Genomic DNA, 11,929 nt, shown 5'->3' with positions numbered 1-11,929 from the left:
TAGAAAGTGTTTTATCTATATTAATCATAATATTCAATTACACTTAAATTTCCACAAGTTATTATTTCTATTAGATTGTACCACTCTTTTTTATTGGAATCACTAGGTCTTAAGAACGAAGTTAAAATTTTTTCATAGTAATTGATTACAGATGTTATTTTTAGAATATTTAGAAAATTAAGTTGTTTGGAAGTATAAAGTATGATACATTTTTCTTTGTTAATACATAAAGGGAAGTGTTTATAGATGTTATCAAAAGTAAGTAGGTTTGCAACCAACACATTTTTATTATGGATGTTAGTTGCTGCAATTATAGGTTTTATTTTTCCTGCTCAATTAGCAACACTAAGTGGTTGGGTACCTTATTTATTAGGTATTGTTATGCTAGGGATGGGGTTAACGATTGACCCTAAAGATTTTAAAATAGTATTTCAAGCGCCGCGTGCTGTAATGATTGGTGTTATATTACAATATACAATTATGCCAGTAGCAGCTTTTTTAATAGCTAAATTATTTCATCTACCACCTGAAGTAGCTATAGGTGTCATTTTAGTGGGATGTTGTCCTGGCGGAACATCAAGTAATGTAATGAGTTACCTTGCTAATGCAAATGTCGCTTTATCAGTTGCAATTACAAGTGTATCCACACTATTAGCACCGATTTTAACGCCAGCCTTAATATATTTATTTGCTAATCAATGGTTAGAAGTATCATTTATGAGTATGTTTTGGTCTGTTGTTCAAGTGATCTTAATTCCTATCATCATAGGCTTTGTCTTACAAAAATCATTTAAAAACTTTGCCGCTAAATCAGCGACAGCTTTACCTATTGTTTCAGTTGTAGCAATTTCACTTATCTTAGCGTCGGTAGTAGGGGGAAGTAAATCACAAATACTTGAAACTGGCTTATTGATTTTTGCAATTGTTATATTACACAATGTTGTGGGGTACACACTTGGATATACTTTGGCTAAAATATTCCGTTTAGAAAGAGCTGATAAAAAAGCTGTTTCTATTGAAGTGGGTATGCAAAATTCAGGGCTAGCTGTATCATTAGCCACCGTTCATTTTAGTCCATTAGCTGCAGTGCCAGGGGCTGTGTTTAGTCTGATTCACAATATTACTGGACCAATATTAGCTAAGTATTGGAATAAACGATAAAAGTAAGGAGAGGATAGGCCAAATTATAAACTGTGGACAGTCAAGTAAACAATTAAATAATTAGAGCAACTTAATGGTCGAATTTATAGCTATGCTATGGATTCGACCATTTTTAATGTTATTCATTTGTGTTATAAAAATAGATATATTATTAGTTAATTAAAATATGAAATATGATAAGCTATCATTAAATGAATGTTACCCCATATTAAATAGGAGGCGTAATTATGTATAAGGCAGTTGTATTTGATTTTGATGGCACAATTATAGATACTGAAAAACATCTGTATGAAATTATTAATAAGCACTTAATTCAACACAATTTACAAGAAATATCATTAGACTTTTATCGTCAATCTATAGGAGGCGCCGCAACGGAATTACATAGTTATTTGGAAGCACAAATCGGTATGAATGATAAAGAAAAGATTTATTTAGAACATAATGAAACGAGTGTTACTTTACCAATTGTTGATGCTATGCATCAGCTTATGGAATATTGTAAAAAACGTCATATACCTATGGCAGTTGCCACAAGTAGTTATCGTGAAGATATTCAGCCAACGTTTGACAATTTAGGATTGAGTGAATATATAGATGTTATTGTAGGACGTGAAGATGTAGAGTCAATTAAACCAAACCCGGATCCATATCTCACTGCTGTCCAAAGGTTAAATTATAACCCAGCAAATTGCCTAGCGATTGAAGACTCAGTAAACGGTGCAACAGCAGCTGTGACTGCGGGCCTTGATGTTATTGTTAACACGAATCACATGACCGAATTACAAGACTTCAGTCATATTGCATATACAGGGAAAGATTTGTCTGCGGATGAAATCATAGCATTATGTTTTGAAGCTGATAGGAGTTAGTTGTATGAATGGTTATTTATTAATATTTTTCTTAGGTGGCCCTATCATATTAGCTATAGGTAATTTAGTTTTAGGGCCAATATTTAATAAAAAGATTCCTTTTAAGATACAATTTCGTTCATTTATGGTCGGTACAATGGTTTATTTATTAGGAGCTGTAGCTTTATATTATTTAGTACTACAAGATAGATTTTGATTATATATACTAAAACAGATGACGCTTTACAAGACAAGCGTCATCTGTTTTATAAAAGTTGAAATATTAATGTTACACATACAAGAACAAGCAGTATAGCATCTATACCTATCATGATAGCAAACCGGGGATTCTTTTCTCCGGTTTCTTTAGTTTTTTTATAGGCTTTCAAATTTGGAATTAAGCTTACAATTAATAAAATAATTACGATGATTCCTAATATTACACTCATTATTTGTCACCACCATTTTGATTTTTTGTTAAAAACTCCCAAACGTAGCCGGCAATAATACCTAAGATTAATCCAATAATGATTCCGGCTTTTATTGCTGAAAAGAGAGCACTTATGATAATCGCAATTAATAATGCAATAGGAATAGTTATACCAAATTTATATTTTCGTTCTGGAGAATTTACAATAGAAAATAAAGTATAATATAAAATGCCAAAAACAAAGATAACCATTACACTTTTTAATATTAAAGGAGCAACTGAACTATCAGACTCACTAAAATAATTTAAAAAGAAAAATAACACACCAAATATAATGGAAACCGTAAGCGTACGTTTCATTAAGTGTTTATTCATATATAACTCCTTTGTAATAAAATCTACTGAAAATTATACCATACAAAATAGATGAAATATTGTATTAGTAGTTATCTTGGTATTTTATGTTCATATTGGTGATGATCATTTAAATAAGCATAGAATAAACCTATAATTAATCCGCCACCGATGTAATTGCCGATGGCTGAAGCTATTAAATTGATACTCACAGGGATAAATATTAATTCACTACTTTGGTAGACTAAACCGCCACCAAATAGTACGGAGTTATATACAACGTGCTCATAACCCATAAATGCAAATATAGATACACCAAACATCATGACGAACATTTTAGCTAAAACATCATCTATTTGCATTGCTATGACTAAAGAAATATTAATGAAGAAATTAGCGAAAATTGCTTTAATCAATATTGCAGTAAAGCCAGCAGTTAAAGTCTTATGTTCAATCGTGTGCTCTAATTGTATTAACATGTCAGTGGTCATCACATCAGAATGACGTAATAACAAGAAAAATAAAAATCCGCCTAAGGCATTACCGATAAAGCATAGTGTAAAAATTTTAAAAACTCTGGTAGGGCTAATGACACGATAATATAAGCCAACTGTAAAATACATAAAATTACTCGTTAGCAATTCTGAATTGGTAAATAAGATAAGTACTAAGGCAAAACTAAATGCTATAGATGCAATTATATTGATAACACCAGAAGGTAGATGAGTGTCTAGTGACGCTTTAATAAGCAAAACGAAGACAGTAATAACACCTAAAATAAAACCAGCCATTATAGCTCGAAGTAAATAGCGTTTAAAATAAAAGCTTTGTAAAATGTCTTTAGTTTTGATGGTATCAACTACGTGGTCAATCCAAGCTTTCCCATAAAATACTTTATCCCATTTAATGTTTTTTTCCTTCAATTTTTTATCCTCGCTTTCTATAATTAATTATAAGTATACTATGTTAGCAAGTATTTGTGATATTTTTCACAATTTCTACATTAATTCACTTGGGATTAGATTTTCGCTCTATTTTAATAGTAGATTGTGAAGGGAATATTTTTTTAATAAAGCTTTACTTTTTAATGTAAAATCGCGTACAATTGTTAAATGGTTATGTAAGCCCTTACATATAAGTGAAAATAATTGTTTTAATTTTTTGAATTTATAGTATAATAACGTCATAATAAGTGAATTTAGTTCCACTTATATTTGAAAGAGATGGGGTTTGAATGATGAAAGATAATAACGAATTACAGAGGGGGCTAGGTGCACGTCAAATGCGTATGATTGCACTTGGTGGAACGATTGGTGTAGGACTATTTATGGGAGCTACAAGCACTATAAAATGGACAGGTCCTTCTGTTATATTTGCATATTTAATTGCAGGTATATTTTTATTCTTAGTAATGAGAGCGATGGGAGAAATGGTTTATTTACATCCTACTTCTGGTTCTTTTGCTAACTTTGCAAGTGATTACATACATCCAGTAGCAGGTTATCTAACGGCTTGGAGCAACGTTTTCCAATGGGTAGTTGTAGGTATGAGTGAGGTAATCGCAGTCGGAGAATATATGAACTATTGGTTCCCTGATTTACCACAATGGATACCGGGTGTTATTGTTGTAGCGTTATTAGCCGGTGCTAACCTTGTATCTGTTAAAGCGTTTGGTGAATTTGAGTTTTGGTTTGCGATGATTAAAGTAGTTACAATTATTTTAATGATAGTTGCAGGTTTTGGTCTTATCTTCTTTGGTCTAGGAAATGGTGGAGAAGCAATTGGTCTCTCGAATTTATGGTCTCATGGCGGATTTATGCCTAATGGTTGGATTGGCTTCTTCTTTGCACTTTCAATTGTTATCGGCTCATACCAAGGTGTTGAATTAATTGGTATTACTGCTGGTGAAACAAAAGATCCACAAAAAAATATCAAGAGCGCGGTTAACGGTGTTATCTGGCGTATTTTGATTTTCTATATTGGTGCAATTTTTGTAATTGTTACAGTTTATCCTTGGGATGAATTAGGAAATATCGGTAGCCCATTCGTAGCTACGTTTGCTAAAGTCGGCATCACTTTTGCAGCTGGATTAATCAATTTTGTTGTACTTACTGCAGCAATGTCAGGCTGTAACTCAGGTATATTTAGTGCCAGCCGTATGTCATTAAATCTATCTCAAAAAGGTATGTTACCTAAATTCTTTGGTAAAGTAATGAAAAATGGTGTCCCTATTTGGACTGTACTAGCAATTGCCACAGGTATTTTAATTGGTGCTTTACTTAATGTAATCTTACCATTGTTTATTAAAGGTGCTGATAGTGTATTCGTATATGTTTATAGCGCTTCGATTTTACCAGGTATGGTACCATGGTTCATGATTTTAATTAGTCATTTAAGATTTAGAAAAAATCATCCTGAAGAAGTGGAAGGTCATCCCTTCAAGATGCCAGGTGGCGCATTTACAAACTACATTACAATGGCGTTCTTTATTATGGTGTTAATTGGCATGTTATTTAATAAAGAAACTGTGGTTTCAGTAGTTATCGGTATTGTATTCCTATTGTTTATGACGATGTTCTTCTTCTTGAAGGGCTACCATAAATTAAGTAAAGATCAACAACTTTAAAGTATAAAGTCCCACTTCTCTAAAGAACCACTTCTCAATGTAATGAGTTAGTGGTTTTTACACATGAATTTTGGCTCAAGTGTTCCTTTATTAAAAGATAGTGGAACTTGTGCATGAGCATTAGCTCAAGTAAATCTTTTATTATTAAATATAGTCATCTTAAAGGGGTGGGACGATGAAATCTTTTTAAACTAATTAGATTTCTGTCTCACTCCTTGTCTTTTTATGTCATTTAGTCTCCTTGTTGAGAAAGTATTGATACAACGAAATTGTTTAGCAAATAAAGGATGTCTGTCTTGTTATTATTTTTAATTATTATCAGTATGTGAGATTTGGCTCGTTGAATACATAACTTTATCTTTAATTTACATAAAATTTACTGCGTTAAAACAATTACTCAAAACTTCTGCACTACACTTAAAGTGTAGATCTATAATACATATTTAAAGGAGTTATTACTTTATGAAAATTTTTAACAAATTAGCAACTGTTTCTGTGGCAAGTGCAATTATTATGGGTTCTGTGTTGGGGAGTGCGCAGTCAACCTATGCCTCGGGTGGAGGAGATACGTCAAAAGAAAATGATGTTTCATATATGGGGAATCCAAAAAATCCAAAAAATGTAATATTTTTAGTTGGGGATGGTATGGGTCCTTCATACAATTCTGCTTATCGTTATTTTGCTGATAATCCAGAAACAAAAGAAATGGAAAAGACTGCTTTTGATAAATATTTAGTAGGTAATCAACGTACAAATCCTAGTGATCCAAAAGAAAATGTAACTGATTCTGCGGCTGGGGCAACAGCGTTTAGTTCTGGTCATAAAAGTTATAATGGGGCAATTGGTTTAGATGACAATAAGCAAAAGGTAAAAACTGTATTAGAGCAAGCTAAGGAAAATGGAAAGTCGACTGGACTAGTGTCTACTGCAGAATTGACTGATGCAACACCAGCAGCATACGCGGCACATGTTGATAGCCGTGATAAAAAAGATGAAATTGCTAAACAATTCTATAACGATAAAATTAATGGTGAGCATAAAGTAGATGTCTTACTAGGTGGTGGAGCAGAATATTTTGGCAAAGAAAATGGTAATCTAGTAGATAAATTTAAAAAAGACGGTTATGATGTTGTCGATAATAAAACAGATATGCAAAAGTCCACGAACAAACAAATCCTAGGGCTTTTTGCTGATAACGATATGCCATTGCAAATTGACGCACCAGATAAAAATCCTAAACTTCTAGATATGGCAGATACAGCAGTAAATAAATTACAACAAAATGATAAAGGCTTTTTCTTAATGATAGAAGGTGCATCTATTGATAAGGCTGGGCACCCAAACGATATAACAGGTGTAATGTCTGAAATGAATGGTTTCGAAAAAACATTTGAATTTGCAACAAATTATGCGAAATCAAATCCTGATACATTAGTAGTTGCAACAGCTGATCACTCAACGGGTGGTTTATCTATTGCTAAAGGTAAAGATTATGTGTGGAATCCAGAAGCAATTCAATCTATGAAACACTCAGGAATGTATATGACCAAAGAGATTGCTAAAGGTAAAGATCCACAGAAAGTAATTCAAGAGGGTTATGGCTTTGATGTTGAGCAAGTACAAATTGATAAAGTTAAAGATGAAGCAACAAAACTTAATAAGTTAGATAAAGAATCGGATGAGTATAAAGAACAAATGCAAAAAGTACAAGACGCAGTACAAAAGCCAATTAATGATAAATCACATACTGGTTGGACGACATATGGTCATACTGGTGAAGACGTAAACACTTATGCATACGGACCTGGTAGTGAGCAATTTAGAGGAAATATTGATAACACGGATAATGCGAACAATATCTTTGATTTCTTCAAAAATGAACAAAACTAATTGAATCAAATGAAATTGGTATAAAATCAGTGAGAAAATTATAAATAATGACAAATAAGAAAGAAGTGAGTTTGATAAATCACATAAAACATTGATTTATCTCTGGCTTCTTTCTTTATTTGGTGGTTAAAAATTATATGAGCTAAAATTTCTAATTCATATACCTATTGTAAAAAGATACAACCTACCTAGCAATGTAAAAATCGTTTGATAGGTAGGTTGTATTTTAATGTTTGAAATGAATATTTGATAAATGCTTTCGATAATTGTCTAAAGCCATTTTAGATTGCGTAATAGCATCTAATGAATCATTGTAATTTAGTGCGATGTAACGGTAATATAAAATATCGACTGTGAACAATTGAGCAAATAAAGATGTTGTTGCAGCCATACGTAATTCATTTTCATCCGTTTGCCCATATATCAACGTATAATCTGATATTTTTGCAATATGATTATCATTTGAACTTGAAATAGTAATTATAGGAATTTGATAATCTGTTGCTACTTTTGCCATGGATTGCATTTCACTATGGCTACCTTGATTTGTTACGAATATAATACAATCACGTTCATCATGTGTAGCGAGTGTAGACATAAACAAATGAGTTTCTTGTAAAAGCCTTACATTTAACCCAATTCTAGATAACTTTTGAAATAGGTCTGTAACAATTACAAGTGAAGCGCCATAACCAAATAGAAAAATTGTACGAGCGCTTTGCATTTTTTCGCATATCATATCTATAGTTTCATTATCAATATGGTTTGACACAAAGTTCATAGTGTTTGTAGCACGAGACAACATTTTAGACTTCAATACATCTACTGTTTCATTATCCATTAATTCAAGATGATTGTTGTTTAACGTTTCTTCAGGTAAGTAGCGAGAGATAGCTATTTTTAGTTCTTGAAATCCTTTTTCAGTCATTTTCTTACTGAATCTAACAATAGAAGCGGTACTTGTATTTATTTCATTAGATAAATCTTGAACAGACATATTGATAATTTTGTGTGGTGTATTCAAAATATAATCTGCAATTTTTTTCTCACTTTTAGTTAATTCCGTGTATTGTCGATCAATTTTATATAGTACGTTGGTCATAGTTAATCACCTAGAGTATCAGTTTCTCGCATAGCTTTTGTTGTACCAAAGAAATAAGTGAATAAGAAACCACCGACATATGCTGCGAGTAATCCGGCTATATAGCCTAAGTACATATGGTCCGAAATCAATGGTAATAATGAGATACCACTTGGGCCAATTGCGGTTGCACCTATGTGCCCAATGCCTCCGATAACAGCGCCTCCGATACCGCCACCAATACATGCTGTAATGAAAGGTTTCCCTAAAGGTAGAGTAACACCATATATAAGTGGTTCACCAATACCTAAGAATCCAACAGGTAGGGCGCCTTTAAGTGTATCTCTAAGTGTGGTATTTTTACTACATCTTACCCATAATGCTAAAGCAGCTCCGACTTGTCCAGCACCTGCCATCGCAGCGATTGGTAGCAAATAAGTTGCACCAGTTTGGTTAATCATCTCAATATGAATTGGTGTAAACATATGGTGCAATCCTAACATAACTAGTGGTAGGAAAAATGCACCAATAATAAATCCACTAAAGACGCCACCAACATCGATAATTGCATTTATTACTGAAACAAGGCCATCTGAAACGAAACCAGCTAAAGGCATAAAGATAAAGATTGTTAAAAGGCCTATAATAAACAAAGTAATTGTTGGCGTAACGATAATATCTACGGCATTTGGAACAATTTTATGTAATCGTTTTTCGACGATACTAAGGAGCCATACTGCAAAAATAACGCCGATTATACCACCTTGACCAGCTTGTAACGGTTCGCCTGTGAAAATGTTTGTAATCATATTTTCATCAGTTAGACCCGTTAATAACGTTGTACCACCAATAACACCACCTAAACCTGGCGTAGCGCCAAATTCTTTAGCAGCGTTAATACCTGTAAAGATTGCTAAATAGGCTAGCATACCATCTTTAATAACATTAAAAACGGTGACGAGTTGCGTTACCCACTCGCCAGAAATCTGACCAGCTGCTAAAAGGTTACTTAATACAGCTGCGATACCGCCAATTAAACCTGCCCCAATAAATGCAGGAATAAGAGGGATAAAGATATTAGCGATTGTTTTTAGTAATTTATTAAATTTACCACGTTGCTGTTTGCTTTGAATAGAAGATTTATTTTCTTTGGCTTTTGCTTCGGCATCTACCCGATAATTTTTACTGTTATGAGGAATCGTTTCACCTAAACGTACACCACTTAACTCAGACATATGAGAAGCTACTTTATTGACTGTTCCAGGGCCCACAACAACTTGTACTCGGTCGTCTTTTACGACACCCATAACTCCTTTAATGGCTTTTAGATTTTCATAGTCAATCTTATCTTCATCTAATACTTTTATTCTAACGCGAGTCATACAATTAATAACATTATCCATATTATCAAGTCCGCCTACAGCGTCTATGATACTTTCAGCAAGTAATTGCTCTTTTGTCATAAAATGACCTCCTTTTCTGTCATTAAAAATTTATGAAATGTGTAAATAAATGACAGTTGTATTTAAAAAATATTTAGTCTTTAATGGCTTTTTTGATAATATTGTCGTTGCGTTGTAAACGTTTTGAAGCTTCCGATTTTGATATATTACATAGGTGCATGACAACTGCTACTTTTAAATTTTGATCTGAATCTTTATATAATTTTTGTGATTTTTCATAAGAAATATCACAAATATCTTGAATGATACGAATAGAGCGATCAATTAATTTTTGATTTGTTGCTTTAACATCAACCATAAGGTTATCGTACACTTTGCCAACACCAACCATTGTGATAGTAGATATCATGTTCAGTATTAATTTTTGAGCAGTGCCTGATTTTAATCTAGTAGAACCAGTCAATACTTCTGGTCCAACATTAACTTCAATAGGGAATTGTGCTAATTTGCTAATTTGAGTGTTCACATTGCAAGAAATTGCTACAGTATATGCACCAATTTGAGTTGCATATTTTAGCCCACCTTTGACGTAAGGTGTACTACCGCTTGCAGCAATGCCAATGACAACATCTTTTTCAGAAACGTGGATATGTTGTAAATCTTCTTGTGCCAGTGCTTCATCATCTTCAGCACCTTCAACAGCAACGGTCATCGCGCGTTGTCCACCAGCGATTAATCCAATGACCTCATTTGTATCCGTATTAAATGTCGGTACACACTCTGCTGCGTCTAGCACGCCTAATCGACCACTTGTGCCTGCGCCCATATAGATAATACGACCACCTTGTTTAAATTGTTGTGTAGTAATTTCTATTACTTTTGTTAGCTCAGGCAAGATAACTTTTATTTGCTCTGCTACTTTTTGGTCTTCGGCATTCATTGTTTCTAAAGCTTGCTGAATAGTCATTTCATCTAAATGCATTGTTGCTTCATTCCTTGATTCAGTTATTGACTTGTTCATAATTTTAACTCCTTACCAATTATAGTGAATTCAAATGAATCATTAGGTCGCATACAGTTGATGAGTGGTATGTCGTCGGTGTCAATCTGCGCTACAACGTTGACGTTTTTGTGAGATGGTAATACTTTTTTGATGATTTGTAGCTCACCTTGATAACGCCCGTTATGTTTATTGTCTAAAGTAACGGAGCCGCGTGTTCTTTCAGATATCAATAATGGCTGTATGTCAGTTTTACAGTAATTACGGGCCTCTTGAGATCTTATTAAATTGCCTGGATTGTCGGAACGCACCGTGTGTGGCTTTAGTAATATCTCTTCAGCTTGTGAATCACATAATATTATGGATAAACTAAAATGTCTTTGTGTTAAAAATGAGATAAGTTGTCGTGAGCATTGATTATTCAAACGCGGATCCCCAATCATAATATGCTGAGTATTTAAGTCTTGAAGTAACTGGGCGCTTTCAATTGTATGCATATACCTTGTATTTTCTATTGTCGGTAAGCCTTTGAAAAGGGGTCCACGAAGTGTTGTGCCTACGATAAAACCATAAATATTAGCCTGTGGATTATATGATAAAATTAAATCATTTTGTAATTTAACAAATTGGGTTTCTAACCCTGTGTCTGGTCGAGGGTAATAGTTATGACAATAGCATAAGTAATCAAAATGTTTCATGTGTTGATATAAATGTTGAAGTAAATGATTTGAAACGATACTAGCATTTAGACAACATTGAAAATCATTGCTTATAATTTCATTTATTATTTCAATTGAAGTGCTGTGGTCAATTCGAATTATAAATTGTGCAGATTCATATTGCTTTAAAAATTCATAAAAATGATGATCCAGCAACGAAGGATTGATATCAATCATATAGTTCAGCTGATCGTTTGATAAAAATTCTAAAAGTTCTCCCAAATAGCGATATTTAGTGTCCTCATTTTCCTCAGGTATTTGAACTGAAGTAAAAATCGTTTTGTACCCTAGATCGACCATGCGCCTAATATACGACTTATCGATGGGTTGGCCGAGATAAATAGAAAAGCCATGCATCAGTTATCACTCCTTAATTACTGTAATCGTTTTCATTGTACAATACATGAAAAACTA

At 33.2% G+C, this 11,929-nt stretch carries 12 protein-coding genes; 5 read left to right on the top strand and 7 right to left on the bottom strand.

The features are described from left to right. Positions 1–246 precede the first annotated feature (246 nt). From ACF91D_RS00675 to ACF91D_RS00665, 3 genes are all read left to right on the top strand, one after another. The gene (locus ACF91D_RS00675; RefSeq protein ID WP_202847917.1) at positions 247–1,161 is read left to right on the top strand and encodes a bile acid:sodium symporter family protein; all 915 of its coding nucleotides are present in this window, start codon (positions 247–249) and stop codon (positions 1,159–1,161) included. Between the two features lie 227 nt (positions 1,162–1,388). Then, on the top strand, positions 1,389–2,033 hold the full coding sequence (locus ACF91D_RS00670; RefSeq protein ID WP_069792389.1) for an HAD family hydrolase: 645 nt from the start codon (positions 1,389–1,391) through the stop codon (positions 2,031–2,033). 4 nt (positions 2,034–2,037) lie between these two features. Further along, entirely contained in the window at positions 2,038–2,229 is a 192-nt protein-coding gene (locus ACF91D_RS00665; protein WP_039068087.1) for a hypothetical protein, read from the top strand. 49 nt (positions 2,230–2,278) lie between these two features. Here ACF91D_RS00665 and ACF91D_RS00660 read toward each other — a convergent pair whose 3' ends face one another. From ACF91D_RS00660 to ACF91D_RS00650, 3 genes are all read right to left on the bottom strand, one after another. Beyond that, complete coding sequence (locus ACF91D_RS00660; RefSeq protein WP_069792390.1) at positions 2,279–2,461, bottom strand: hypothetical protein; 183 nt, start codon at positions 2,459–2,461, stop codon at positions 2,279–2,281. Beyond that, entirely contained in the window at positions 2,461–2,817 is a 357-nt protein-coding gene (locus ACF91D_RS00655) for a hypothetical protein (protein ID WP_039068085.1), read from the bottom strand. Before ACF91D_RS00655 ends, ACF91D_RS00660 begins: the two co-directional genes overlap by 1 nt. A 71-nt stretch (positions 2,818–2,888) precedes the next feature. After that, on the bottom strand, positions 2,889–3,719 hold the full coding sequence (locus ACF91D_RS00650; RefSeq protein ID WP_069792391.1) for a formate/nitrite transporter family protein: 831 nt from the start codon (positions 3,717–3,719) through the stop codon (positions 2,889–2,891). 314 nt (positions 3,720–4,033) lie between these two features. On the opposite strand from ACF91D_RS00650, the gene ACF91D_RS00645 reads away from it, so the two are divergent. Next, positions 4,034–5,422 carry an amino acid permease gene (locus ACF91D_RS00645; RefSeq protein ID WP_069792392.1) on the top strand — a complete coding sequence of 463 codons (1,389 nt, stop codon included), beginning with the start codon at positions 4,034–4,036 and terminating at the stop codon, positions 5,420–5,422. 462 nt (positions 5,423–5,884) lie between these two features. Next, a complete protein-coding gene (locus ACF91D_RS00640; RefSeq protein WP_327620722.1) occupies positions 5,885–7,312 on the top strand; it encodes an alkaline phosphatase in 1,428 nt (475 codons plus the stop codon). Between the two features lie 226 nt (positions 7,313–7,538). Here ACF91D_RS00640 and ACF91D_RS00635 read toward each other — a convergent pair whose 3' ends face one another. From ACF91D_RS00635 to ACF91D_RS00620, 4 genes are all read right to left on the bottom strand, one after another. Then, on the bottom strand, positions 7,539–8,414 hold the full coding sequence (locus ACF91D_RS00635) for a MurR/RpiR family transcriptional regulator (RefSeq protein WP_069792393.1): 876 nt from the start codon (positions 8,412–8,414) through the stop codon (positions 7,539–7,541). A gap of 2 nt (positions 8,415–8,416) precedes the next feature. Next, the gene (locus tag ACF91D_RS00630; protein WP_327620721.1) at positions 8,417–9,856 is read right to left on the bottom strand and encodes a PTS transporter subunit EIIC; all 1,440 of its coding nucleotides are present in this window, start codon (positions 9,854–9,856) and stop codon (positions 8,417–8,419) included. Positions 9,857–9,929: 73 nt separating this feature from the next. After that, positions 9,930–10,817, bottom strand: coding sequence for an N-acetylmuramic acid 6-phosphate etherase (murQ, locus tag ACF91D_RS00625; protein WP_069792395.1), 888 nt, complete (start codon positions 10,815–10,817; stop codon positions 9,930–9,932). After that, the gene (locus ACF91D_RS00620) at positions 10,814–11,872 is read right to left on the bottom strand and encodes a MupG family TIM beta-alpha barrel fold protein (RefSeq protein WP_069792396.1); all 1,059 of its coding nucleotides are present in this window, start codon (positions 11,870–11,872) and stop codon (positions 10,814–10,816) included. Before ACF91D_RS00620 ends, murQ begins: the two co-directional genes overlap by 4 nt. Between the last annotated feature and the right edge of the window lie 57 nt (positions 11,873–11,929).

The organism is Staphylococcus sp. 231237_7MaSpsaltlick (genome assembly GCF_043107035.1).
Note: the sequence above shows the minus strand (reverse complement) of the source record. Positions and strands in the feature narration are given on the sequence as shown.